The following is a 23,673-nucleotide window of genomic DNA, read 5'->3' as shown; positions in this document are numbered from 1 at the left end:
CGCCCCCCCGCGCCCCCCCAAACACCCCCGCCGCCCCCGGGGGGGGGGGGCGCCGACCCCCCCGGCCCCCCCCCCCGGCGGTTCCGCCGCGCGGCCGCCCCGGTCGTACGCGTCCGGGCCGTCGCCGTGCGGCGGGTCACCGCCGGCGTCCCGCTGCCCGGACCGGAACCGGGCGCGGGCGGCGAGGCGTCCGGCAGCGCATAGGCTGGGCGGATGGTTGATCGCAGCGACCCCGAACCGACCGAGGCGAGCATCCGGCGGGCGCTGGGGCGGGCCGCCACCGGCCGGGCGCTCGACGCCGCCGAGGCGGGCGCGCTGCTGGCCGCGCGCGGGCCGATGCTCGACGAGCTGCTCCGGATCGCCTCCGACATCCGGGACGCCGGGCTGCGCGAGGCCGGGCGGCCGGGCGTGGTCACGTACTCGAAGAAGGTCTTCATCCCGCTGACCCGGCTCTGCCGGGACCGCTGCCACTACTGCACGTTCGCCACCGTGCCGCACCGGCTGCCCGCCGCCTACCTGGAACGCGACGAGGTGCTGGCGATCGCCCGCGAGGGCGCCGCGCAGGGCTGCAAGGAGGCGCTCTTCACGCTCGGTGACCGGCCGGAGGAGCGGTGGCCGGCGGCCCGCCGGTGGCTGGACGAGCGGGGGTACGACTCGACGCTGGACTACCTGCGCGCCTGCGCGGTGGCGGTGCTGGAGGAGACCGGCCTGCTGCCGCACCTGAACCCGGGCGTGCTCACCTGGTCGGAGTTGCAGCGGCTCAAGCCGGTCGCGCCGAGCATGGGCATGATGCTGGAGACCACGGCCACCCGGCTCTGGTCGGAACCGGGCGGCCCGCACTACGGCTCGCCGGACAAGGAGCCCGCGGTACGCCTGCGGGCGCTCGACGACGCCGGCCGGGTCGGGGTGCCGTTCACCACCGGAATCCTGATCGGCATCGGCGAGGACCGGGCGGAGCGGGTCGACGCGATCTTCGCGATCCGCCGGGCGATGCGGGAGTACGGCCACCTCCAGGAGGTGATCGTGCAGAACTTCCGCGCCAAGCCGGACACCGCGATGCGCGGCATGCCCGACGCGGAGCTGCACGACCTGGCCGCCACAGTGGCGGTGGCCCGGGTGCTGCTCGGCCCGAAGGCCCGCATCCAGGCCCCGCCGAACCTCATCGCGGGCGAGTACGACCTGCTGCTGAGCGCCGGCATCGACGACTGGGGCGGCGTCTCCCCGGTCACGCCCGACCACGTCAACCCGGAGCGGCCCTGGCCGCACCTGGAGGAGCTGGCCGCGCGTACCGCGATTGCCGGGTTCACGCTGCGCGAGCGGCTGACCGTCTACCCGGAGTACGTCCGCGCGGGCGAGCCGTGGCTCGATCCGCGTCTGCTGCCGCACGTCACAGCGCTCGCCGACCCGGCCACCGGGCTCGCGGTCGAGACGGCCCGCCCGGTGGGCCGGCCGTGGCAGGAGCCGGAGGAGGTCTACGGCGGCCGGACGGACCTGCACGCCACCATCGACGTCACCGGCCGCACCGGGGACCGGCGGGGCGACTTCGACAGCGTCTACGGCGACTGGGCCGAGGTGGCCGGCAAGGTGGCGCCGGAGGCGCGCGCGAGCGTACCCCCGGGTGGTGGCGCGGACGCCGACCTGCGCGCGGGCCTGCGGCTGGCCGCCGACGACCCGGCCGCGCTGCTCACGCCGGCGCACGAGGCCAAGGCGCTGGCGCTGTTCGGCGCGGACGGCCCGGCGCTGGACGAGCTGTGCCGGCTCGCCGACGACGCGCGCCGGGACGCGGTCGGCGACGACGTCACCTACGTGGTCAACCGCAACATCAACTTCACGAACGTCTGCTACGTGGGCTGCCGTTTCTGCGCGTTCGCCCAGCGGGAGAGCGACGCCGACGCGTTCCGGCTCTCCCTGGAGCAGGTCGCCGACCGCGCCGAGGAGGCCTGGGTGGCGGGCGCGACCGAGGTCTGCCTCCAGGGCGGCATCGACCCGAAGATGCCGGTGACCGGTTACGCCGACATCGTCCGCGCGATCAAGGCGCGGGTGCCGGGCATGCACGTGCACGCGTTCTCCCCGATGGAGATCGTCACCGCCGCCGCGAAGGCCGGCGTGCCGGTGCGGGAGTGGCTGCTGCGGCTCCGCGAGGCCGGGCTGGACACCATCCCGGGCACCGCCGCCGAGATCCTCGACGACGACGTGCGCTGGGTGCTCACCAAGGGCAAGCTCCCGGCCGCCGCCTGGGTCGAGGTGGTGAGCACGGCGCACGAGCTGGGCATCCGGTCCAGCTCCACGATGATGTACGGCCATGTGGACCACCCGGGGCAGTGGCTGGCCCACTTCCGGGTGCTGGCCGGCGTGCAGGACCGCACCGGCGGGTTCACCGAGTTCGTGGCGCTGCCGTTCGTGCACACGAACGCGCCGATCTACCTGGCCGGCATCGCCCGTCCGGGCCCGACCTGGCGGGAGAACCGGGTGGTGCACGCGATGGCACGGCTGCTGCTGCACGGCCGGATCGACAACATCCAGTGCTCCTGGGTGAAGCTCGGCGACGAGGGCACCGTGGCGATGCTGCGCGGCGGCTGCAACGACCTGGGCGGCACGCTGATGGAGGAGACCATCTCCCGGATGGCCGGCTCGGGCAACGGGTCGGCCCGTACCGAGGAGCAGTTGCGCGCGATCGCCACCGCTGCGGGGCGGCCGTTCCGCAAGCGGACGACCGCGTACGGTCACGCCCGCGCCTGAGGTCGAACCTTTCCCCGCCGCGCGCCGTACCTGTGGATGCCGGCGGCGGTTTCGGCGAGGACCGCCGCCGGTGACCCCGAACCGGGGCCCGGCGGCGTCCGGGTGCCCGGCCCGCTGCGGCGCTGCGGCGCCGGTCCGGAAAGGTTGCCGATGAGCACTGACGAGACCACCGACGCGCCGAAACGGCGGACCTGGCCGCGGTTGACCCGCAGGCAGACGCTCACCGCCGCGGCGAGCGCGACACTTGGCGCCGCCGCCCTCACCGTGCCGGGCCTGTCCGCCGCCCAGAACGCCCCCACGGCGAGCCGGCGCGACGAGCCGATCGTGGTCCACCTGCGCGACGCCGCCGCCGGCGTCATGGACGTCTTCGTCGGTACCAACCGGGTCGAGGTGCGCGACCGCGGCCTGGCCGACCGCCTGGTGCGCGCCGCCGGCCGGCGCTGATCCACGCTCCGCCGGCGCGGTTTCCCGGCGCCGGTTCCGCTTTCCGTTCCCCCGACGAAGGTGCGTCCGCCATGTCCTCTCACCGCGAGGCCCCGGAGATCGCCAAGGATCCGGTCGCCGACAGTTCCGACCTGTACGCGTTCGTCACGCCGAGCCAGCCGGACACCGTCACGTTGATCGCCAACTACGTGCCGGTGCAGCTCCCCTCCGGCGGCCCGAACTTCTTCGAGTTCGGAGACGACGTCCGGTACGAGATTCACATCGACAACGACGGAGACGGTTATCCGGACGTCACCTATCGTTTCGAATTCACTACCGAGATCACGAACCAGAACAGTTTTCTCTACAACACCGGGCCGATCGAGTCGCTGGAGAGCAAGAACTGGAACCGGCGGCAGTTCTACCGGCTGACCCGGATCGCCGACGGCCGTGCCCGGGTGCTGGCGCACAAGCTGCCCTGTCCGCCGTGCAACGTCGGCCCGCTCTCCACGCCGAACTACCAGAACCTGGTCCGGCAGGCGACGTTCAAGCTGTCCACCGGCGAGAAGGTCTTCGCCGGCCAGCGTGCCGACGGTTTCTTCGTCGACCTGGGCGCGGTGTTCGACCTGGGTACGCTGCGGCCGTTCCAGCAGTTGCACGTCGCCGGCAAGAAGCTGTTCCGGAACGAGGGGGAGCCGGTCAACGCGCTGGACCGGCTCAACGTGCACTCCCTCGCCGTGCAGGTGCCGCTGAACCAGGTACGCCGCAAGGCCGCCCGCTACGGCTACGCCGACCGTGCCTCGACGATCGGGGTCTGGACCAGCGCGTCCCGCCAGCAGGTGCGGGTGCTCGGTGACCGGGTGTCCGCCGACACCGCAGCCGGGCCCTTCACCCAGGTGTCGCGGCTCGGTAACCCGTTGTTCAACGAGGTCGTCGTGCCGATGTCCAGGAAGGACCTGTGGAACACGCTGCCGCCGTCGGAGGACAAGCGGTTCGCCGGGTTCGTCGAGCGGCCCGAGCTGGCCGCGCTGCTGCCGGCGCTCTACCCGGGCGTGTTCGGAAACCTGGACGCGCTGAACAAGTCCAAGAAGCCGCGCGCCGACCTGGTGGCGATCCTGCTCACCGGCATCCCGGCCGGACTGATCGACGGCTTCGCCAACACCACCGGCGACACGCAGGCGGACATGCTGCGGTTGAACACGGCGATCCGGCCCACCGGCAAGCCGGACCGGTTCGGCGTGCTCGGCGGCGATCTGGCCGGGTTCCCCAACGGCCGCCGGGTCGCCGACGACGTGGTGACGATCGCGCTGCGTGCCATCGCCGGGCTGACCGTGCCGCTCGTCGACAAGACGTTCCGGCCGGACGCCGCGGCGGCGGCCGTGACACCGGGCCTGAGCGCGGCCGACGTCACCGCGCCGTTCCTGGCCGACTTCCCGTTCCTCGGTACGCCGTACGACGGGTTCGGCAACCCGCAGGCGAAGAAGTCCTGACGGGAGCCGGCGAATGTCACACCGTCACGATCTCGGCCCGTCTGAGGTCGGCAGCGTCGTGCTCGACCTCGGCGGCGACCGGGGCGCACTGATCATCCACACCGGCCGGGACCTGCACGGCCGGGAGATCGAGATCAGCCGCGTGGACCTCGGCGGTCCGCGGACGCACTCCGCCGTACGCGAGCGGCACGTCCGGGACGGGGTTTTCCACAGTGCCGTCTACCCGGATCTGGAGGCGGGTGTCTATACCGTCTGGTGGGACGAGAAGACGTCGGCCGGCGCGATCTCGGTCACCGGCGGGTCGATCGCCGAATTCGTCTGGCCCACCAGCTCACCAGCCCGCTTGGACTGATCCGTCAGTCACGCCGGAACCCGCGCCCCGTCCACATGGTGGACGGGGCGCGGTCGGCGTCGGCCGGCTCGACGGGCGGTACCGCGGGAGGCGCGTTACCCTTTGCCCCACCATTCTGATCTTGGTACGAGCGGCCGGCGGGGGCGTCCGGCCGGCCTGTCGGCGATACGCCACGGCAGAAAACTTCCGGCAACTCGCCGGGGAGGGCGTTACTCGTCCGGGGTCTGAATCGATAGGGCAGGTTGCGAGGCTACGGGCGACCGCGGCGGTCGTCCCGGACGTGTCGGGAGGGCGACTCCATTATCAAGTTTGGCTTGACGGCGCACGCATTACACGCGTGTAATTTGAATGGGGTTGTTCGCACGGAACGCAACAAATGGTGACCGTACGGACAGGCACGCCTTTCGCGTGGGGGGTTGCAGCGGCGAATGACGCCGGTGCGCGACAAGGAGGCAATCGATGGACGGCCAGCTCGAGGTGGCCGACCTGCTCGGGAACGCGCCGGAGTGGCAGGAGCGAGCGCTCTGCTCGCAGACCGACCCGGAGGCGTTCTTTCCCGAGAAGGGCGGCTCGACCCGCGAGGCGAAGCGCATCTGCTCGCGGTGCGAAGTGAAGACGGAATGCCTGGAGTACGCGCTCGGCCACGACGAGCGGTTCGGAATCTGGGGTGGCCTCTCCGAGCGGGAGCGGCGCAAGCTCAAGCGGCGGGTCGCCGCCTGATCCGCGTACGGGTCCGTGGGCGGTGGGGGCCGCCCGGACCCGGGTCGCCGTCCGGCCGGCGCGTCCGGCCGGGTGGCGGCGCCCAGCCGGGCCGGCCGAGGTCAGGCCAGTTCGTCGGGGTCGACCCCGAGCAGGTTCGCCACCTGCTCGATGATCACGTCGTGCACCAGGTCGGCGAGGTCCTCGCGGTCCATCGCGCGGAACTCCAGCGGCCGCCGGTAGAGCACGATCCGCGGCGGCACCTCCTGGCGGCCGGGACGCCCGGGCAGCAGCCGGGCGAGCGGCACCTCGCCGTCCTCCAGCACGTCCGAGTCGTAGACGTTCAGATCCGGCGGTACGTCCTCGACTGCGAACTCCACCCCGGCCAGCTCCTTGGCGAACCGGCGTTCGAGCGACTCCACCGTGTCGAGCACCAGATCGTCGAAGACCTCGGCCTTCGTCCGGGCCAGCGGCACGGTGGCCGGCACCAGCCGCCCGCGCAGCCCGCGACCGTGCCGGTCACGATGGGTGCGCCGGCCGGAGCCGGGACGGCGGTTCTGGGGGCTCGTCATGTCGGACAGGGTAGCCCGGGCCGGCGGTCCACCCGCCGTCGCGCGGCCGTCCGGCGTGCCGGTGCGTCGATCGGTGGAATTGTGATCACCAAGACGGGCGTGTCGTAACGCGAAGCGGTGCGCCGGACCCGGTAATGGGGATACCCTGCCGCGGTGAGGTCACCACGGCGCTGCTCCCGTAACGGCTGCCCCCGGCAAGCGGTCGCCACGCTGACCTATGTCTACAACGAGTCGACAGCTGTGGTGGGCCCGCTCGCCGCGTTCGCCGAGCCGCACACGTACGACCTGTGCGAGCCGCACGCCCGCAACCTGACCGCCCCGCGCGGCTGGGACGTGGTGCGGCACGAGGGCGAGTTCGAGCCGCCGCCGCCCACCACCGACGACCTGGTGGCGCTGGCCGAGGCGGTACGCGAGGCCGCCCGCCCCGCCCCACCGCGCCCTCCCGAGGACGAGCCCACCACGAAGCCCCAGACCCCCCAGCAGGGCCGCCGGGGCCACCTCCGGGTAATCCCACCCCACCACTGACCCCCACCCCGGTCCTCCGCGCGTTGATCAAGGAGTTTGTGTCACGGAACCCGTGTCCGGAAGACACAAACTCCTTGATCAACGGCGTGGGAGCCGGGGTGAGAGCCGGGTGGGAGCCGGGTGGGTCAGTGGCCTAGGAAGCGGGTGAAGGTCTGGGCCCGGCGGGACGGGCGCTGGGTGCGGTGCTCGGTGTGGTCGGCTGAGGACATGACCCTCAGGCCGGCGTTCACCGCCAGCCAGCGCAGCGGTTCCGGCTCCCAGCGCGGGGAGCGGTGGCCCACCCAGGGCAGCGCGGTCAGGTCGCTGTCCACGCCCCGGATCAGGTCGGCGAGCGTACGCCCGGCGAGGTTGCTGGTGCCGACGCCGTCACCGACGTAGCCCCCGGCCCAGGCCAGCCCGGTGCGGCGGTCCAGCCCCACCGACGCGGCCCAGTCCCGGGCCACGCCGAGCGGCCCGCCCCAGGCGTGCGTCACCGGCGCGTCCGGCCCGAGCACCGGGAACAGCTCCCCGAGCGCCCGGCGCAGCGCCGCGAACACCCGGGGCTCCCGGTCGAATCCCTGCCGCACCCGGGAGGCGTAGTGGTAGGGCGCGCCCCGCCCGCCGAACGCGAGCCGGCCGTCGGCGGTGCGCTGGCCGTACACGATGACGTGCCGGTAGTCGGAGAACGTCTCCCGCTCCGCCAGCCCGATCCGCGCCCAGGTCTCCTCGGGCAGCGGCGGGGTGGCCACCATCAGCGAGTAGACAGGGGCCACCGTCCGCCGCTGGCCGGGTAGCCCCGGCGTGTAGCCCTCGGTCGCGCGGACCACCACCGGTGCCCGGACCACGCCCGCCGGGGTCACCGCCGCGCCCGGCCGCAACGCGGTCACCGGGGTGCGCTCGTGGATGCGTACGCCCCGGCGTTCCACCGCCCGGGCCAGGCCCCGGACCAGCTTCGCCGGGTGCACGGCGGCGCAGTGCGGCGTGTACGTGCCGCCGCGTACCCCGTCGGCTGCGCAGCGCGCGGCGGCCTCGCCGGCGTCGAGCAGCGTCAGGTCGTCGTCGGTCAGCCCGTGCGCGTGGGCCTGGGCGACCTCGGCCCGGGCCCGCTGGAGCTGCGCCTCGTTGCGGGCCAGTGTCACCGTGCCGCCGGCCCGCCAGTCGCAGTCGATGCCCTCGGCGGCGGCGACCCGCCCCACCTCGGCGACCGTGTCGTGCATGGCCCGCTGCATGGCCAGTGCCCGGTCCCGGCCGTGCCGCCGGGCCAGCGCCGGCAGCGAGGTGGGGAACAGCGCCGAGCACCAGCCGCCGTTGCGCCCTGACGCGCCGTACCCGGCGATCTCCCGCTCCAGCACGACGACGCGCAACGTGGGGTCGGCCTCGGCCAGGTAGTAGGCCGTCCACAACCCGGTGTACCCGGCGCCCACGATCGCCACGTCGGCGTCCGTGTCGCCGGGCAACCCGGGTCGCGGTGTCAGCGGTTCTTCCAGGCCGGACAGCCAGTACGACAGGTGCCGGTAGTCGGTCATCGGGGTCAGAGCCGCGACCACGCCTCGGTCAGCACCGCGCGCAGGATCTGCTCGATCTCGTCGAAGTGCTGCTGGTCGGCGATCAGCGGCGGGGCGAGCTGCACGACCGGGTCACCCCGGTCGTCGGCCCGGCAGTAGAGCCCGGCGTCGAACAGCGCGGTGGACAGGAAGCCGCGCAGCAGCCGCTCGGACTCGGCCTCGTCGAACGTCTCCCGGGTCGTCTTGTCCTTTACGAGCTCGATGCCGTAGAAGTAGCCGTCGCCCCGGACGTCGCCGACGATCGGCAGGTCGTACAGCTTCTCCAGGGTGGACCGGAACGCGCCCTCGTTGGCGCGGACGTGCCCGATCAGGTCCTCGCGGGCGAACACCTCCAGGTTGGCCAGCGCCACGGCGCAGGAGACCGGGTGCCCGCCGAACGTCACGCCGTGCGCGAACATGCCGGTCTCGGTGAGGAACGGCTCCATCAGCCGCTCGCTGGCGATCATCGCGCCGAGCGGGGCGTAGCCGGAGGTGATGCCCTTGGCGGTGGTGATGATGTCCGGCTGGTAGCCGTAGCGGACGGCGCCGAAGTACTCGCCGAGCCGGCCCCAGGAGCAGATCACCTCGTCGCTGACCAGCAGCACGTCGTAGGCGTCGCAGATCTCGCGGACCCGCTCGAAGTAGCCGGGCGGCGGCGGGAAGCAGCCGCCGGAGTTCTGCACCGGCTCCAGGAAGACGGCGGCGACCGTCTCCGGGCCCTCCCGCTCGATCGCCCGGCCGATCTCCTCGGCGGCCCAGCGGCCGAACGCCTCGGGGTCGTCGCCGTGCTCGGGGGCCCGGTAGAAGTTGGTGTTCGGCACCTTGATGCCGCCCGGGACCAGCGGCTCGAAGTCGGTCTTGATGCCGGGCAGCCCGGTGATCGACAGCGCGCCCATCGACGTGCCGTGATAGGCGATGTAGCGGCTGACCACCTTGTGCTTGGTGGGCTTGCCGGTGCGCTTGAAGTAGGCCCGGGCCAGCTTCCACGCCGCCTCGACGGCCTCCGAGCCGCCGGTGGTGAAGAAGACCCGGTTCAGGTCGCCGGGCGTGAGCGTGGCGATCTTCTCGGCCAGCTCGACGGCCTTCGGGTGGGCGTACGACCAGAGCGGGAAGTAGGCGAGCTCGCCGGCCTGCTTCGCGGCGGCCTCGGCCAGTTCGGCGCGGCCGTGGCCGGCGTTGACGACGAACAGCCCGGCCAGCCCGTCCAGGTAGCGGCGGCCCTGCGCGTCCCAGACGTACGCGCCCTCGCCCCGGACGATTGTCGGAACCTCGCCGGCGGGGTAGCTCGCCATGCGGGTGAAGTGCATCCACAGGTGGTCGGTGGCGTTGGCCATGTCAGCCCCATCGGGTCTCGGGCCGGTCAGGGGTGACACCGGCCGCTCTGCCCACGGTTATCCCACAGGCGGTGCCGATAAGGCAAGTGAACAAGCCTCAGGGCGACGAATTCAGCGTCGCCTGAGCGTCACGCCAACGGAATCCGCATCAGGCGGTGCCCCAGCTGTAGGTCTGCTTGCGCAGCTTCAGGTAGACGAACGCCTCGGTGGAGAGCACGCCGGGAACCCCGCGCAGCCTCTGCAGGATCTCCAGCAGGTGCGCGTCGTTGCGGCAGACCACCTCGGCCAGCAGGTCGAACGAGCCGGCGGTGATCACCACGTAGTCGATCTCCTCGAACTCGGCCAGCCGGTCGGCGACCGACTCCAGGTCGCCGTCGGTGCGCAGCCCGATCATGGCCTGGCGGGGAAAGCCGAGCTGGAGCGGATCGGTGACCGCGACGATCTGCATGACGCCCGCGTCGAGCAGCCGCTGCACCCGCTGGCGTACGGCCGCCTCGGAGAGTCCGACCGCCTTGCCGATGCTCGCGTACGGGCGGCGCCCGTCCTCCTGGAGCTGCTCGATGATCTGCTTGGCCACGTCATCGAGCAGAGCGTGGTTGGCACCATCACGCACAGTGACGCGACGGCCGCCGTTTCCGTTCTCCTGATGCCGGTTGACCATCGAGCGCTCCTTGTGTCCGATTCTCGGTGTCGAGCGTAATGCCCCGACGCAGTCTGGCGTAATTCGTGGTGACTAGCTATTCCGGCAACGGAATCCCTTGTGAGTGATGGTTTCTCATGTCAGGATCAGTCGTCCATCGCCACTGACCCTCCCGCCGGCGCGCCCCTCCGTCCCGCCGCCGACGATGCCCCCCAAGGAGTCGTCACATGCGTCGTCCCCTCCGGCCCCTCACCCGGCGTGGTCTGCTCACCGGGACCGTCGGCTCGGCCGCACTGCTCGCCACCGCGGGCACCCTGGCCGGCTGCGGGACCAAGGGCGCCCAGCAGACCGAAGCCGGATGCAAGAGCGAGGACCTGTCCGCCACCGAGAAGAAGGTCGCCTTCTCGAACTGGCCGCAGTACATGGACACCGACGAGAAGGACGAGTCGAAGCGCCCGACGCTCGACGCCTTCGTCGCCGCCTCCGGCATCCAGGTGACGTACACCGAGGACGTCAACGACAACAACGAGTTCTTCGGCAAGGTACGCAACCAGCTCGCCGGATGTCAGAGCACCGGCCGGGACATCATGGTGCTCACCGACTGGATGGCCGCCCGGGTGATCCGCCTCGGCTGGGTGCAGAAGCTTGACAAGTCGAAGATGCCGAACGTCGAGGCGAACCTGCTGCAGTCGCTGCGCGGTCGCTCCTTCGACGCCGAGACCCAGCTCGCCGTCCCGTGGCAGTCCGGCCTGGCCGGGCTCGCGTACAACGCCAACGTCACAAAGGAGATCCGCACTGTCGACGAGCTGCTCACCCGCCCCGATCTCAAGGGCAAGGTGACTGTGCTGTCGGAGATGCGCGACACCATCGGCCTGTTGCTCCAGTCGCTCGGCCACGACCCGGCCAAGTTCACGTCGGCCCAGTTCGACGACGCGCTGAACAAGCTCAAGAAGGCCGTGGACAGCAAGCAGATCCGGCGCTTCACCGGCAACGACTACGCGCCCGACCTGGCCAAGGGTGACATCGCCGCGTGCATCGGCTGGTCCGGCGACGTGGTGCAGCTCGGCTTCGACGACGAGAAGATCAAGTTCGTGGTGCCCGAGTCCGGCGTGATGCTCTGGTCGGACAACATGCTGGTGCCGAACAAGGCCACCCACAAGGCCAACGCCGAGGCGTTGATGAACCACTACTACGACCCGGCGGTGGCGGCGAAGCTGGCCGCGTACGTCAACTACATCTGCCCCGTGCAGGGCGCGCAGGCCGAGATGGAGAAGATCGACCCGGATCTGGCGAAGAACCCGCTGATCTTCCCGGACGACGCGATGCTGTCCAAGGCCAAGGTCTTCATGGCGCTCGACGAGGCGCAGGAGAAGGAGTACGAGACCAAGTTCCAGCAGGTGATCGGCGCGTGAAGGGGCAGCAGACCCCGGCCGGTGACCTGCGACTGGTCGACCTGACCAAGCGCTTCGGCGTCTTCACCGCCGTCGACGACCTCACCCTCACCATCCCGCAGGGCTCGTTCTTCGCCCTGCTCGGCGCGTCCGGCTGCGGCAAGACCACCACGCTGCGGATGATCGCCGGGCTGGAGCAGCCCACCAGCGGAAAGGTGCTGCTCGGCGAGCAGGACATCGCCGGGCTGCGGCCGTACAAGCGGCCGGTGAACACCGTGTTCCAGAGCTACGCCCTCTTCCCGCACCTGGACATCCACGAGAACGTGGCGTTCGGGCTGCGCCGCCGCGGCATCCGCAAGGTCGGTGACCAGGTCGAGCGGATGCTCGCGCTGGTCCAGCTCGAAGGCTACGGCCGCCGCCGTCCGGCCCAGCTCTCCGGCGGCCAGCAGCAGCGCGTCGCGTTGGCCCGGGCGCTCATCAACCACCCGCAGGTGCTGCTGCTCGACGAGCCGCTCGGTGCGCTCGACCTCAAGCTGCGCCGGCAGATGCAGATCGAGCTGAAGCGGATCCAGACCGAGGTCGGCATCACGTTCGTGCACGTCACCCACGACCAGGAGGAGGCCATGACGATGGCCGACACGGTCGCGGTGATGAACGCCGGCCGGATCGAGCAACTCGGTGCGCCCGCCGACATCTACGAGTACCCGGCCACCGCGTTCGTGGCGAACTTCCTCGGCCAGTCCAACCTGCTCGCCGCCGAAGCCGACGGTCGCGCCGCAGACGACGTGCTGGTCACGGCGCACGGCGCGCGCTTCTCGGTGCCCGCCGGCCGGGCCCGGCTCACCGACGGTCCGGCCTTCCTCGGCGTACGTCCGGAGAAGCTGCACCTGGCCGACGGCCCGGACCGGGTGCCGGCCGGGCACCAGCACGTCGGCGGCGTCGTCACCGATGCCTCCTACGTCGGGGTGAGCACCCAGTACCTGGTGCGCACCGCGTGGGGGAGCGAGCTGACCGCGTTCGCCGCTAACAGCGGGCTGGGCGGTCAGTTGGCGGTCGGCACGGCGGTGACCGCGCACTGGGATCCGCGGCACGCGTTCCTGCTGCCCCGGGCCGCCGGTGAGGACGACCAGACCGCGCCGCTGCTCGACGAGCCGCCGGTGGGTGCGCTGCCATGAGCGAGCGAAGCGGAGTGGCGGCATGAGCGCGCTGGCCCACGTACCGACCTCCGCCGGGAAACCGGCGCCACCGCCGGTGCGGCGCGGGCGCAGCCGCCTCCTGCCGTACCTGTTGCTGCTGCCCGGCGCGGTCTGGCTGCTCGTCTTCTTCGCGCTCCCGCTGGTACAGCTCGCCTCGGCCAGCCTCTACGACCCGGCCGGGTCGCTCTCCACCGGGTACGCCATGACCTGGGCGTTCAGCAACTACCCGGAGGCGTTGCAGGCGTACTGGCCGCAGTTCTCCCGGTCCTTCCTCTACTCGGCCATCGCGCTGGTGCTCGCGCTGCTGATGGGCTACCCGCTGGCGTACGCGATCGCGCAGAAGGCCGGCCGGTGGAAGAACCTGCTGCTGGTGGCGGTGGTCGCGCCGATGTTCACCAGCTTCCTGGTGCGCACGCTGGCCTGGAAGACCATCCTGTCGGACAACGGCGCGCTGGTCGGGCTGCTGCGCGACGTGCACCTGCTCGGCCCGGACGGCCGGCTGCTGGCCACGCCGATCGCCGTGGTGCTCGGCCTGACGTACAACTTCCTGCCGTTCCTGGTGCTGCCTCTGTACGCGAGCCTGGAGCGGCTCGATCCCCGGCTGCTCGAGGCGGCGAGCGACCTGTACGCGAGCCCGGCGCGCGCGTTCGCCAGGGTGACGCTGCCGCTGTCGATGCCCGGCCTGATCGCCGGCACGCTGCTGTTCTTCATTCCGGCCACCGGTGACTACATCAACGCCGAACTGCTCGGTACCCCGAACGAGTACATGATCGGCAACGTCATCGACTCGGCGTTCCTGGTCCGGCTGGACTATCCGCAGGGCGCGGCGCTGTCGTTCCTGCTGATGGCCGCGATCCTGGCGATCGTCTTCGTCTACCTGCGGAAGGCCGGCACGGAGGAGGTGCTCTGATGAGCGCGAGGAGCGCAGCGAAGCGGAGCCCCGCAGTCGCGAATGGAGGCAGGCTCTGATGAGACTCAGGCGCTGGCTAGCCGACCGGTGGGTGATGGGCGTGGCACTGCTCGTCCTCGGCTACCTGACGCTGCCGATCATGGTGGTCGCCGGGCTCTCCTTCAACCGGCCCTCCAGCCGGCTCTCCTACGACTTCAACGAGTTCACGCTCGACAACTGGAAGCAGCCCTGCGCCACCTCGGACATGTGCGATGCCGTGGTGCGCAGCATGCAGATCGGCCTGATCGCCACGGTCGTCTCCACACTCCTCGGCACGCTGATGGCGTTCGCGCTGGTCCGGCACACCTTCCGGGGCCGGTCCGGGCTCAACGGGCTGATCTTCCTGCCGATGGCCACCCCGGAACTGGTGATGGGCACCTCGCTGCTCGCCCTGTTCGTGGCCGCCGGGGTGCCGCAGGGCTTCTGGACCATCGTCATCGCGCACGTCATGTTCTGCCTGTCGTTCGTGGTGGTCACCGTGAAGGCCCGGCTCGCCGGCATGGACCGGCGGCTGGAGGAGGCCGCCATGGACCTGTACGCCAGCGAGTGGCAGACGTTCCGCCGGATCACGCTGCCGCTCGTGCTGCCCGGCATCATGGCCGCGTCGCTGCTGGCGTTCTCGCTCAGCTTCGACGACTTCATCATCACGAACTTCAACGCCGGCACCACAGTCACGTTCCCCATGTACGTCTGGGGCGCCTCCCAGCGGGGCATCCCGCCGCAGGTGAACGTGATCGGCACGGCCATGTTCGTGATCGCGTTGCTGCTGGTCGGGGTCACCTCGCTGCGCGGGCGGCGGGCCCGACGCGCCGCCCTCGCGGTGGTCGCCACACCCGCGGGGAAGCCATGACACTGCCGCATACCGGCCGGGCGCTGGCCGACGCCGCGCCCGTGCCGTACTGGCTGGACCGCCCGGTTCGGCCCGACCCGCTGCCGCCGCTGTCCGGGTCGCACGCCGCCGACCTGCTCGTGGTCGGCGGCGGGTACGCCGGGCTGTGGACCGCGCTGCTGGCGAAGGAGGCCGACCCGGACCGCGACGTGCTGCTCGTCGACGCGGGCACGTGCGGCTGGGCGGCGTCCGGGCGCAACGGCGGGTTCTGCGCCGCGTCGCTCACCCACGGGCTCGCCAACGGCGTCGAACGGTTCCCCGGCGAGATCGCCGAGCTGGAGCGGCTGGGCCGGGAGAACCTGGACGCCATCGCCGCCACCGTGGCGAAGTACGACATCGACTGCGACTTCGAACGCACCGGTGAGCTGGCGGTGGCGGTCGAGCCGTACCAGCTGGACGGGCTCGCCGCCGACGCCGAGCTGGCCCGCCGGTACGGCCACGACGTGCGGCTGCTCGACCGCGACGAGGTACGCGCCGAGGTGGCGTCGCCGACGTACCTGGGCGGGATGTGGGACGCCGACCGGGTGGCCCTGCTCGACCCGGCGAAGCTCGCCTGGGGACTGCGCCGGGCCGCACTCGACCTGGGCGTACGCGTGCACGAGCACACCCGTGTCACCGGCCTGGCCGACGACGGCGCCGCGCTGCGCGCCACCACGGCGGGCGGCGCTGACGCGGTGCCCGGCGCGGTACGGGCGCGGCAGGTCGTGCTCGCCACGAACGCGTTCCCGCCGCTGCTGCGCCGGCTGCGCTCCTGGGTCGTGCCGGTCTACGACTACGCGCTGATGACCGAGCCGCTGACCGGGGCGCAGCGCGACGCGATCGGCTGGCGGCACCGGCAGGGGCTCGCCGACACCGGCAACCAGTTCCACTACTACCGGCTCACCGCCGACAACCGCATCCTGTTCGGCGGCTACGACGCGATCTACCACTACGGCAACCGGGTGGCGCCCGCGCTGGAGCAGCGTGAGGCCACCTTCGACACGCTGGCGGCGCACTTCTTCACCACGTTCCCGCAACTGGACGGGCTGCGGTTCAGTCACCGCTGGGGCGGCGTCATCGACACCTGCACCCGGTTCTGCGCGTTCTTCGGCACCGCCTACTCCGGGCGCCTGGCGTATGCGGCCGGGTTCACCGGGCTCGGCGTCGGCGCGACCCGGTTCGGCGCCCGCGTGACGCTCGACCTGCTCTCCGGCACCGACACCCCGCTGACCCGGCTCGACCTGGTGCGCCGCAAGCCGCTGCCGTTCCCGCCGGAACCGGTCCGGTCCGTCGGCATCAACCTCACCCGCTGGTCGCTCGCCCGCGCCGACGCGCACGACGGCCGGCGCAACCTCTGGCTCCGTACTCTCGACCGTCTTGGACTGGGGTTCGACTCCTGATGCGTATCCTGCTCGTCGGCGCCGGTGGCGTCGGCTCCGCCGCCGTATCCATCGCCGCCCGCCGTTCCTTCTTCGAGACCATGGTGGTCGCCGACCACGACCCGGCGCGCGCCGAGCGGGCCGTCGCCGGGCACGGCGACCGGTTCGTCGCCGCCACGGTCGACGCCTCCTGCGCCGACGCGGTGGCCGCGCTGTGCCGGGAACACCGGATCACCCACGTCCTCAACGCGGTCGACCCCCGCTTCGTCATGCCGATCTTCGACGGCGCGTTCGCCGCCGGGGCCGACTACCTCGACATGGCGATGTCGCTGTCCCGGCCGCACCCCGAGCGTCCCTACGCCGAGACCGGGGTCAAGCTCGGCGACGAGCAGTTCGCCGTCGCACAGCGGTGGGCCGACGCCGGCCGGCTGGCGCTGTGCGGCATCGGCGTCGAACCGGGCCTGTCCGACGTCTTCGCCCGCTACGCCGCCGACGAACTCTTCGCCGAGATCGACGAGATCGGGGTACGCGACGGCGCGAACCTGACGGTCGCCGGCTACGAGTTCGCGCCCTCGTTCTCCATCTGGACCACCATCGAGGAGTGCCTCAACCCGCCGGTGATCTGGGAGGCCGGGCGTGGCTGGTTCACCACCGAACCGTTCAGCGAGCCGGAGGTGTTCGACTTCCCGGCCGGGATCGGCCCGGTCGAGTGTGTCAACGTCGAGCACGAGGAGGTGCTGCTCATCCCGCGCTGGGTCGAGGCGAAGCGGGTCACCTTCAAGTACGGCCTCGGCGCCGAGTTCATCGAGGTCCTGCGCACGCTGCACAAGCTCGGCCTCGACTCGACCGAACCGGTGCGGGTACGCGGCGTCGAGGTGTCCCCGCGTGACCTGGTGGCCGCCGCGCTGCCCGACCCGGCCACGCTCGGCGACCGGATGAGCGGCAAGACCTGCGCCGGCACGTACGTCACCGGCACCGGCCCGGACGGGCGGCCACGTCGCGTCTACCTGTACCACGTGGTCGACAACGAGTGGTCGATGGCCGAGTACGGCCACCAGGCTGTGGTCTGGCAGACCGCCGTCAACCCGGTCGTCGCGCTGGAACTGCTCGCCACCGGTGCGTGGACGGGCACGGGCGTGCTCGGGCCGGAGGCGTTCCCGCCGGTCCCCTTCCTGGACCTGCTCACCGGCTACGGTTCGCCGTGGGGGATGGAGGAACGATGACCCGGTACGGCCCGATGTTCGGCCCCGACATCACGTTCCTCGGCGTGCCGCCGTGCACAGTCGAGGAGCCGGTCACGTACGCCGACGCGGACGTCGTGATCATCGGCGCGCCGTTCGACGGCGGCACCTCGCACCGGCCGGGCACCCGGTTCGGGCCGTCAGCCATCCGGCAGGCCTGCTACCTGCCGCACGACGGCTCCCGCCCGTCGCTGGCGCTGCGCGTGGACGGGCTGAAGGACCTGTGCGTCTACGACGCCGGCGACGTGGAGATGTTCAGCGGCGACATCGAACGTTCGCTCGCCGCACTGGAGACCGCCGTGCACGCGGTCGCCGCCGCCGGGGCGATCCCGGTGGTCCTCGGCGGCGACCACTCCATCGCGCTGCCGGACGCGACGGGCGTGGCCCGGCACCACGGGCTCGGCCGGGTGTCACTCGTGCACTTCGACGCGCACGCCGACACCGGCGACGTCGAGTTCGGCTCACTGCACGGGCACGGCCAGCCGATGCGCCGGCTGATCGAGTCCGGCGCGGTACGCGGCGACCGCTTCCTCCAGATCGGGCTGCGCGGCTACTGGCCCGGCCCGGACACGCTGGCGTGGATGGCGGAGCAGCGGATGCGCTCGTACGAGATGACCGAGATCGTGGCGCGCGGGCTGGACACCTGCCTGACCGAGGCGTTCGGCATCGCGACCGACGAGTGCGAGGGCGTCTTCCTCTCCGTCGACGTGGACGTGGTCGACCCCGGCATGGCACCCGGCACCGGCACGCCCGAGCCGGGCGGGTTCACCTCCCGGCAACTGCTCGACGCGGTCCGCCGGGTCTGTTACGAGCTGCCTGTGGTCGGGCTGGACGTGGTCGAGGTCGCCCCGCCGTACGACCACGCCGACATCACCGCGTACCTGGGTAACCGGGTGGTGCTGGAGGCCCTGTCCGCGATAGCCCGCCGCCGCCGCGACGCCGCCGGCGGAACCCAGTGGAACCCCACCCAGCCCTTGTTGGACGGCCGCTGACCGCTACCCCGGCATGTTTAGCTCAAGCTATAGTCGGACCATGGGTGCGGACGGGAAGCGCTGGTCGGTCCGGGTGACCGGAGAGGTCCGGCACTGGCTGCGCGACCTGTGGGACCACGACCCGGCGTCGTACGAGAGCGTCCGGGTGGCGGTGGACAAGCTGGCCGAGGTCGGACCAGGGCTGGGCGCCCACTCGTGGACACGCTGCGCGGAAGCAGTCTCCGTAATCTGAAGGAACTGCGGCCTCGCTCCGGTCGGGAGGTGGCGATCCGGGTGCTGTTCATCTTCGATCCCTGGTCGCAGGCGGTCCTCCTGGTCGCCGGCAACAAGGCGGGCAACTGGACCCGCTGGTACCGGCAGCACATCCCGGCAGCGGAGGTTGCCTACAAGGCTTGGCTCGACAGCGAGCGCGAGCGAAGGGGGAGTCGTGACCGACTTCTATCACTGGGACGAGGTCCGCGCCGAACTCGGCGGCGACGACGAGGCGTACGAGGCGGAGCGCGCCCGGACCGACGCGTGGGTGAGCGCGTTCCACCTGGCCGAGGAGCGCAAGCGGCTGGGGCTCACCCAGCGGCAGGTCGCCGAGATCATGGGGGTCACGCCCGGCCGGGTGAGCCAGATCGAGAACGGCGACCTCGACGTCAACGAGGTGGCCACGCTGAGCCGGTACGCCAACGCCCTCGGCGCCCGGCTACGGATCATCTTCGACTACGGCGACGACCTCCGGCAGATCGCCTGACCGGAGGCCGTCGACCGGTCAGGGGCGGGCGCAGCGGGGGCGCAGGCGCACGGGTTCGGTGGTTTCGGTGAGGGAGTTGGGCTCCACCACCAGGCGGGCTGTCGTGGTGGCCGGGCCGGGGCGGAACCTGCCCTGGTCGGCGGGGATGGTCGCGGTCCAGGTGCCGGCGGTGCGGTCGTCGGTGCAGGCTCCGATCACGCCGAATCCGAAGCCGGTGACCGACCCGCGCCGTACCCGCTGGTCGAGGTGCACCTCGATGTACGCGAGGCCGCGTTCGGCCCCGCAGTCGAACCGGCCGCCCACGGTGGCGGTGTGCGCCCGCGCGTCGGCCGAGCCGAACCAGTTGACGGAGATGGTGGGGGAGGCCGCCGGGGCGGCCACGGCGGCGCCGGGCGCGAGCCCGAGCGTGGCGGCGGTGGCCAGGGCGGTGAGGCCGGAGGCGAGCAACGACTGTCGGACCGGGTTCATGCGCGGTCTCCTGTCGGGCGGTGGTGGGACGCGGATTCCGAAGTGGACGGCGTCAGCATCCCACCGCCGCGATGCCCGCGAGCTGCAAGATCTCGGACAGATCAGCGGTTCAGGTGGGAGCGGATGAGGAAGCGGACGCCCTCCGGGGCCTCCAGGGAGAAGCCGCTGCCCCGTCCGGGCACCACGTCGACGGTGAGCCGGGTGTGCCGCCACAGCCCCCACTGGGCCTTGGACATCCAGAACTCCACCGGCTCGGGCACGCCGTCGACAGCCAGCGAGGCGAGCAGCACATCCGAGCCGCCGGTACGGAACTCACCGGCCGGATAGCACATCGGGGCGCTGCCGTCGCAGCAGCCGCCGGACTGGTGGAACATCAGCGGGCCGTGCTGCCCCCGCAGCGACCGGATCAGGTCGGCCGCCGCGGGGGTCACTGTCACCGGGTCACCCATCAGAAGAAGCCCAGCTTCTTCGGCGAGTAGCTGACCAGCAGGTTCTTGGTCTGCTGGTAGTGCTCCAGCATCATCTTGTGGTTCTCCCGGCCGATGCCGGACTGCTTGTAGCCGCCGAACGCCGCGTGCGCCGGGTAGGCGTGGTAGCAGTTCGTCCACACCCGCCCGGCCTGGATGGCCCGCCCGGCCCGGTACGCCGTGTTCAGGTCCCGGGTCCACACGCCGGCGCCGAGCCCGTACAGCGTGTCGTTGGCGATCTTCACGGCGTCGTCCAGGTCGGCGAAGGAGGTCACCGACACCACCGGGCCGAAGATCTCCTCCTGGAAGATCCGCATCGAGTTGTCGCCCTCGAAGATGGTCGGCTGGACGTAGTAGCCGCCGGACAGCTCGCCGCCCAGGTCCGCCCGCTCGCCGCCGGCGAGGACGCGGGCGCCCTCCTGCCGCCCGATGTCCAGGTAGGACAGGATCTTCTCCAGCTGGTCGTTCGACGCCTGCGCGCCGACCATCGTGTCGGTGTCCAGCGGGTGCCCCTGCTTGATCTGACCGGTCCGGTCCACGGCGGCGGCCAGGAAGTCGGAGTAGTGGCCCTGCTGGATGAGCGCCCGGGACGGGCAGGTGCACACCTCGCCCTGGTTGAGCGCGAACATGGTGAAGCCTTCGAGCGCCTTGTCCCGGAAGTCGTCGGACGCGGCGCTGACGTCGTCGAAGAAGATGTTCGGGCTCTTGCCGCCCAGTTCGAGGGTGACCGGCTTGATGTTCTCGCTGGCGTACTGCATGATCAGCCGCCCGGTGGTGGTCTCGCCGGTGAACGCCACCTTCGCCACCCGCGGTGAGGAGGCCAGCGGCTTTCCCGCCTCGACGCCGAACCCGTTCACCACGTTCAGCACGCCCGGCGGCAGCAGGTCGCCGATCAGCGAGAGCAGGTAGTGGATCGACGCGGGCGTCTGCTCGGCCGGCTTGAGCACCACAGCGTTGCCGGCGGCGAGCGCCGGGGCGAGCTTCCACACCGCCATGAGGATCGGGAAGTTCCACGGGATGATCTGCCCGACAACGCCCAGCGGCTCGTGGAAGTGGTACGCCACCGTGTCGTCGTCGATCTCGCCGAGCGAGCCCTCCTGCGCCCGGATCGCCCCGGCGAAGTAGCGGAAGTGGTCGATGGCGAGCGGGATGTCGGCGGCGAGCGTCTCGCGTACCGGCTTGCCGTTCTCCCACGTCTCGGCGATCGCCAGGGACTCCAGGTTGTCCTGCATGCGGTCGGCGATCCGGTTGAGGATCAGCGAGCGCTCGGCGACCGACGTGCGGCCCCACGCGTCGGCAGCGCCGTGCGCCGCGTCCAGCGCCTTCTCCACGTCCTCGGCGGTGCCCCGGGCCACCTCGCAGAAGGTCTGCCCGGTCACCGGGGTCGGGTTCTCGAAGTACTTGCCACCGTGCGGCTTCACGTACTCGCCGCCGATGTAGTGGTCGTAGCGGGACTGCCAGTGGGTCGGGGCGTCGTAGCGCGTCATGGGTACCTCCGCCGTCCGTCTGGGGTGGATGGCGGGCAGGCTAGTTTCCGGGACGTTGCAGGAACGTTGCGCGCGGCAGCGCGTACTCCTCGGCGAGCTGGCGGGCCCGCGCGAGCGCGAGCGGCCGGCGTGGCGCGCCCGGCGGCAGCGCCCGCGCCAGGGCCTGCCAGACGGCCAGGTCGTCGGACCCGGCCGCCGTCGCGGTCCAGGCCGCGAGCAGCCCCGGGTCGCCGCCGGCCAGCACGGCGGCGCGCAACTGGCCGTCGACAAGGCGGCGCAGTCGCGCGACTCCCGGCGCGTCCGACAGGGGCAGCAGGGGCCCGGGGTACGCGCGCAGCGCCGCCGCCGGGTCGCCACGTTCCAGCAGTTCGGTGACGGTACGGAAGTCGGCGCGCACGGCCGGGCGCAGCCGGTACGGGCGGGAGTCGAGCAGCTCCTCGCCGAGCACGCGGCGCAGGCGGGACAGCTCGGCGCGCAGCGTGACCGGGTGCCGCCGGTCGTCGCCGTAGAGGTCGAGGCCGAGTTGTTCCCCGGTGCGCCCCTCCGGATGGTCGACGAGCAGCACCAGCAGTTCGCTGTGCCGGCGGCCGAGCCGGATGCGCCGGCCGCCGACGCGCAGCTCCGCCACGTCGCGGCCGAGCGCCGACACGTACGCCACGTCCGGCGCGGCGGGCGCGGCGCCGGCCAGGAACGCCTCGGCGGCCCGGGCGGTGGCCCGGACCAGCGCCAGGCTCTGCGGGGCGGCCAGGTGGTCCCCGCCGGTGATGTCGACGGCGCCGAGCAGCGCTCCGCTGACCGGGTCGTGGATCGGCGCGGCGGCGCAGGTCCAGCGCTGCACCGGCCGGACGAAGTGCTCGGTGGCGAAGATCTGCACGCCGTGGTCGACGGCGAGGGCGGTGCCGGGCGCGTTGGTGCCGGCGTGCGCCTCGTCCCAGCGCGCGCCCGGTACGAAGTTCATCCGCTCGGCGTGCCGCAGCACCCCGGGGTGGCCCTCCACCCAGAGCAGCCGGCCGGCGGCGTCGCAGACCGCCATCAGGTGCGCGCCGTCCTGCGCGATGCCGCCGAGCAGGTCACGGAACAGCGGCATCACCCGGGCCAGCGGGTGCGCGGCCCGGTACGTCTCCAGCGCGTCGTCGACGAGGTCGACAGGCGGCGTGGCTTCCGGGTCCAGCAGCGCGGACCGCCTCCAGGAGCGGGCGACCACCTCCCGGACCCCGCCGGTGGTGGTGCCGGCGGCGAGGAACGCCTCGTGGGCGGCACCGACCTGCGCGATCCGTTCCGCCGGATCCGCGCCGAACTCCAGGGCGAGCCACGGGTCAGCCACCAGCGCCTCCTTCCACCCATCGTGACCCACCTCACCCCCGAGCGCCAAGGCGTGGCGGCAGGTACCGGCACGGACGGCCGGAGCGTCACCGGACCGTCACCTTCCGCTGTGGACCGCCGGCCGGATCGAACGGTCCGGCCCTCCCGTCCGTACCACGCGTCGAACAGCAGCGACGACGGGAGAGAACGTGAGGGTGCAGCGCAAGCACGTGCTGGCGGCGACGGTGGCGGTGACCGCCACGGTGGCGGTCTCGGTGGGCACCGGACTCGGTTTCGCGGACACCGCGCCGGCCGCGCGATCGGTCTGCGCCGGGTCGGTGACCTTCTCGGCCGAGGGCGGACCGCCGGCCGCGACGAGCGACCGGTTCCCGGTGGGCACCCGGCTACGGGTGACGAACCTGGACAACCGCAAGGTGACCACGGTGACGGTGACCGGGCCGTCCGGGAGCTGCGTGCTGCTGAACGCCGCCGCCATGGACCTGGTACGCGAGCCGGGCAAGAACGTCGTCCGCCGCAACGTGGTGGAACGCCTCGACGGCGCCGCCGCCCCGGCACCCGGCGCTCAGCCGGGCCAGACCCGGCCGGGCGCGGCGCAGCCGATCGGCGGCAGCGTCTGCTCCGGCGCGATCACGTTCTTCGCCGAGAACGGGGCACCCGCCGCCACCAGCGGCCAGTTCCCGCTCGGCACCCGGCTGCGGGTGACGAACCTGGACAACAACAAGGTGGTGACGGTGACGGTGACCGGGCCGTCGGGCAGTTGCGTGCTGCTCAACACCGCCGCCATGGACGCGATCCGGGAACCCGGCAAGAACCTGGTCCGGCGCAACACTGTGGAACTGCTCCGCTGATCGTCCGCGCGGAACACCATGGGCCGGT

The 23,673-nt window shown here is 72.0% G+C and carries 23 protein-coding genes and 1 pseudogene; 16 read left to right on the top strand and 8 right to left on the bottom strand.

Translation table 11 applies throughout. The features are described from left to right. The first annotated feature begins 213 nt into the window (after positions 1-213). From AB0D28_RS20700 to AB0D28_RS20680, 5 genes are all read left to right on the top strand, one after another. Complete coding sequence (locus tag AB0D28_RS20700) at positions 214-2,739, top strand: bifunctional FO biosynthesis protein CofGH (RefSeq protein WP_357387982.1); 2,526 nt, start codon at positions 214-216, stop codon at positions 2,737-2,739. A gap of 150 nt (positions 2,740-2,889) precedes the next feature. Beyond that, positions 2,890-3,183, top strand: coding sequence for a hypothetical protein (locus AB0D28_RS20695; protein WP_357387980.1), 294 nt, complete (start codon positions 2,890-2,892; stop codon positions 3,181-3,183). Between the two features lie 71 nt (positions 3,184-3,254). Next, positions 3,255-4,652, top strand: a complete 1,398-nt coding sequence (locus AB0D28_RS20690) for a DUF4331 domain-containing protein (RefSeq protein ID WP_357387978.1) — start codon at positions 3,255-3,257, stop codon at positions 4,650-4,652. A 13-nt stretch (positions 4,653-4,665) separates the two neighbouring features. Beyond that, the gene (locus tag AB0D28_RS20685; protein ID WP_357387976.1) at positions 4,666-5,004 is read left to right on the top strand and encodes a phospholipase; all 339 of its coding nucleotides are present in this window, start codon (positions 4,666-4,668) and stop codon (positions 5,002-5,004) included. Positions 5,005-5,463: 459 nt separating this feature from the next. Beyond that, positions 5,464-5,724: a WhiB family transcriptional regulator gene (locus tag AB0D28_RS20680; RefSeq protein WP_013284161.1), complete on the top strand. Its 261-nt coding sequence runs from the start codon at positions 5,464-5,466 to the stop codon at positions 5,722-5,724. Between the two features lie 101 nt (positions 5,725-5,825). On the opposite strand, the gene AB0D28_RS20675 is transcribed toward AB0D28_RS20680, so the two are convergent. Beyond that, entirely contained in the window at positions 5,826-6,275 is a 450-nt protein-coding gene (locus AB0D28_RS20675) for a metallopeptidase family protein (RefSeq protein WP_357387974.1), read from the bottom strand. Between the two features lie 153 nt (positions 6,276-6,428). Here AB0D28_RS20675 and AB0D28_RS20670 point away from each other — a divergent pair, with 153 nt between their 5' ends. Continuing rightward, positions 6,429-6,800 carry a DUF3499 domain-containing protein gene (locus AB0D28_RS20670; protein ID WP_357387972.1) on the top strand — a complete coding sequence of 124 codons (372 nt, stop codon included), beginning with the start codon at positions 6,429-6,431 and terminating at the stop codon, positions 6,798-6,800. Between the two features lie 125 nt (positions 6,801-6,925). Here AB0D28_RS20670 and AB0D28_RS20665 read toward each other — a convergent pair whose 3' ends face one another. The 3 genes from AB0D28_RS20665 to AB0D28_RS20655 form a co-directional block, all read right to left on the bottom strand. Continuing rightward, complete coding sequence (locus AB0D28_RS20665; RefSeq protein ID WP_357387988.1) at positions 6,926-8,305, bottom strand: FAD-dependent oxidoreductase; 1,380 nt, start codon at positions 8,303-8,305, stop codon at positions 6,926-6,928. A gap of 5 nt (positions 8,306-8,310) precedes the next feature. Next, positions 8,311-9,657, bottom strand: a complete 1,347-nt coding sequence (locus tag AB0D28_RS20660) for an aspartate aminotransferase family protein (RefSeq protein ID WP_116504134.1) — start codon at positions 9,655-9,657, stop codon at positions 8,311-8,313. A gap of 148 nt (positions 9,658-9,805) precedes the next feature. Then, on the bottom strand, positions 9,806-10,318 hold the full coding sequence (locus AB0D28_RS20655) for an Lrp/AsnC family transcriptional regulator (protein WP_357387970.1): 513 nt from the start codon (positions 10,316-10,318) through the stop codon (positions 9,806-9,808). Positions 10,319-10,524: 206 nt separating this feature from the next. Between AB0D28_RS20655 and AB0D28_RS20650 the strand changes: the two genes are divergently transcribed. From AB0D28_RS20650 to AB0D28_RS20610, 9 genes and pseudogenes are all read left to right on the top strand, one after another. After that, positions 10,525-11,709, top strand: coding sequence for a spermidine/putrescine ABC transporter substrate-binding protein (locus AB0D28_RS20650; RefSeq protein WP_357387969.1), 1,185 nt, complete (start codon positions 10,525-10,527; stop codon positions 11,707-11,709). Then, positions 11,706-12,863, top strand: a complete 1,158-nt coding sequence (locus tag AB0D28_RS20645; protein WP_357387968.1) for an ABC transporter ATP-binding protein — start codon at positions 11,706-11,708, stop codon at positions 12,861-12,863. The genes AB0D28_RS20650 and AB0D28_RS20645 overlap by 4 nt, the downstream gene beginning before the upstream one ends. A gap of 22 nt (positions 12,864-12,885) precedes the next feature. Then, positions 12,886-13,794, top strand: a complete 909-nt coding sequence (locus tag AB0D28_RS20640; protein ID WP_357387966.1) for an ABC transporter permease — start codon at positions 12,886-12,888, stop codon at positions 13,792-13,794. 58 nt (positions 13,795-13,852) lie between these two features. Then, entirely contained in the window at positions 13,853-14,683 is an 831-nt protein-coding gene (locus tag AB0D28_RS20635; protein WP_357387964.1) for an ABC transporter permease, read from the top strand. Beyond that, on the top strand, positions 14,680-16,101 hold the full coding sequence (locus tag AB0D28_RS20630; protein WP_357387962.1) for an FAD-dependent oxidoreductase: 1,422 nt from the start codon (positions 14,680-14,682) through the stop codon (positions 16,099-16,101). Before AB0D28_RS20635 ends, AB0D28_RS20630 begins: the two co-directional genes overlap by 4 nt. After that, complete coding sequence (locus AB0D28_RS20625; protein WP_357387960.1) at positions 16,101-17,303, top strand: saccharopine dehydrogenase C-terminal domain-containing protein; 1,203 nt, start codon at positions 16,101-16,103, stop codon at positions 17,301-17,303. Before AB0D28_RS20630 ends, AB0D28_RS20625 begins: the two co-directional genes overlap by 1 nt. Then, the gene (speB, locus tag AB0D28_RS20620; RefSeq protein ID WP_357387958.1) at positions 17,300-18,313 is read left to right on the top strand and encodes an agmatinase; all 1,014 of its coding nucleotides are present in this window, start codon (positions 17,300-17,302) and stop codon (positions 18,311-18,313) included. Before AB0D28_RS20625 ends, speB begins: the two co-directional genes overlap by 4 nt. Before the next feature lie 40 nt (positions 18,314-18,353). Further along, a pseudogene (locus tag AB0D28_RS20615) lies at positions 18,354-18,712 on the top strand (type II toxin-antitoxin system RelE/ParE family toxin); the annotation flags it as partial. 28 nt (positions 18,713-18,740) lie between these two features. Next, on the top strand, positions 18,741-19,052 hold the full coding sequence (locus AB0D28_RS20610) for a helix-turn-helix domain-containing protein (protein ID WP_216932161.1): 312 nt from the start codon (positions 18,741-18,743) through the stop codon (positions 19,050-19,052). 18 nt (positions 19,053-19,070) lie between these two features. Here the strand turns inward: AB0D28_RS20610 and AB0D28_RS20605 are convergent, their stop codons facing one another. The 4 genes from AB0D28_RS20605 to AB0D28_RS20590 all read right to left on the bottom strand — a co-directional run bounded on the left by AB0D28_RS20605 (position 19,071) and on the right by AB0D28_RS20590 (position 22,798). Next, positions 19,071-19,520, bottom strand: a complete 450-nt coding sequence (locus tag AB0D28_RS20605; protein ID WP_357387956.1) for a hypothetical protein — start codon at positions 19,518-19,520, stop codon at positions 19,071-19,073. A gap of 101 nt (positions 19,521-19,621) precedes the next feature. Continuing rightward, positions 19,622-19,969, bottom strand: a complete 348-nt coding sequence (locus tag AB0D28_RS20600; RefSeq protein ID WP_357387954.1) for a DUF779 domain-containing protein — start codon at positions 19,967-19,969, stop codon at positions 19,622-19,624. Continuing rightward, positions 19,969-21,474 (bottom strand): aldehyde dehydrogenase, encoded by a 1,506-nt coding sequence (gene adh / locus AB0D28_RS20595; RefSeq protein WP_357387952.1) that lies wholly within the window; start codon positions 21,472-21,474, stop codon positions 19,969-19,971. Before adh ends, AB0D28_RS20600 begins: the two co-directional genes overlap by 1 nt. Before the next feature lie 40 nt (positions 21,475-21,514). Beyond that, a complete protein-coding gene (locus tag AB0D28_RS20590; protein WP_357387950.1) occupies positions 21,515-22,798 on the bottom strand; it encodes a transcriptional regulator in 1,284 nt (427 codons plus the stop codon). A 187-nt stretch (positions 22,799-22,985) separates the two neighbouring features. On the opposite strand from AB0D28_RS20590, the gene AB0D28_RS20585 reads away from it, so the two are divergent. Then, on the top strand, positions 22,986-23,645 hold the full coding sequence (locus AB0D28_RS20585; RefSeq protein ID WP_357387948.1) for a hypothetical protein: 660 nt from the start codon (positions 22,986-22,988) through the stop codon (positions 23,643-23,645). Positions 23,646-23,673 lie beyond the last annotated feature (28 nt).

The sequence above is a fragment of the Micromonospora sp. NPDC048169 genome (assembly GCF_040652815.1).
GTDB lineage: Bacteria > Actinomycetota > Actinomycetes > Mycobacteriales > Micromonosporaceae > Micromonospora.
This window is presented reverse-complemented; position numbering and strand designations above follow the sequence as displayed.

Excerpts from the sequence above, each read along its gene's own strand:
- AB0D28_RS20650 (WP_357387969.1), top strand. The coding sequence starts at position 10,525 with ATGCGTCGTCCCCTCCGGCCCCTCACCCGGCGTGGTCTGCTCACCGGG.
- speB (WP_357387958.1), top strand. The coding sequence starts at position 17,300 with ATGACCCGGTACGGCCCGATGTTCGGCCCCGACATCACGTTCCTCGGC.
- AB0D28_RS20605 (WP_357387956.1), bottom strand. The coding sequence starts at position 19,520 with ATGAACCCGGTCCGACAGTCGTTGCTCGCCTCCGGCCTCACCGCCCTG.
- AB0D28_RS20685 (WP_357387976.1), top strand. The coding sequence starts at position 4,666 with ATGTCACACCGTCACGATCTCGGCCCGTCTGAGGTCGGCAGCGTCGTG.
- AB0D28_RS20600 (WP_357387954.1), bottom strand. The coding sequence starts at position 19,969 with ATGGGTGACCCGGTGACAGTGACCCCCGCGGCGGCCGACCTGATCCGG.
- adh (WP_357387952.1), bottom strand. The coding sequence starts at position 21,474 with ATGACGCGCTACGACGCCCCGACCCACTGGCAGTCCCGCTACGACCAC.
- AB0D28_RS20680 (WP_013284161.1), top strand. The coding sequence starts at position 5,464 with ATGGACGGCCAGCTCGAGGTGGCCGACCTGCTCGGGAACGCGCCGGAG.
- AB0D28_RS20665 (WP_357387988.1), bottom strand. The coding sequence starts at position 8,305 with ATGACCGACTACCGGCACCTGTCGTACTGGCTGTCCGGCCTGGAAGAA.
- AB0D28_RS20675 (WP_357387974.1), bottom strand. The coding sequence starts at position 6,275 with ATGACGAGCCCCCAGAACCGCCGTCCCGGCTCCGGCCGGCGCACCCAT.
- AB0D28_RS20700 (WP_357387982.1), top strand. The coding sequence starts at position 214 with ATGGTTGATCGCAGCGACCCCGAACCGACCGAGGCGAGCATCCGGCGG.
- AB0D28_RS20660 (WP_116504134.1), bottom strand. The coding sequence starts at position 9,657 with ATGGCCAACGCCACCGACCACCTGTGGATGCACTTCACCCGCATGGCG.
- AB0D28_RS20655 (WP_357387970.1), bottom strand. The coding sequence starts at position 10,318 with ATGGTCAACCGGCATCAGGAGAACGGAAACGGCGGCCGTCGCGTCACT.
- AB0D28_RS20695 (WP_357387980.1), top strand. The coding sequence starts at position 2,890 with ATGAGCACTGACGAGACCACCGACGCGCCGAAACGGCGGACCTGGCCG.
- AB0D28_RS20690 (WP_357387978.1), top strand. The coding sequence starts at position 3,255 with ATGTCCTCTCACCGCGAGGCCCCGGAGATCGCCAAGGATCCGGTCGCC.
- AB0D28_RS20640 (WP_357387966.1), top strand. The coding sequence starts at position 12,886 with ATGAGCGCGCTGGCCCACGTACCGACCTCCGCCGGGAAACCGGCGCCA.
- AB0D28_RS20635 (WP_357387964.1), top strand. The coding sequence starts at position 13,853 with ATGAGACTCAGGCGCTGGCTAGCCGACCGGTGGGTGATGGGCGTGGCA.
- AB0D28_RS20630 (WP_357387962.1), top strand. The coding sequence starts at position 14,680 with ATGACACTGCCGCATACCGGCCGGGCGCTGGCCGACGCCGCGCCCGTG.
- AB0D28_RS20625 (WP_357387960.1), top strand. The coding sequence starts at position 16,101 with ATGCGTATCCTGCTCGTCGGCGCCGGTGGCGTCGGCTCCGCCGCCGTA.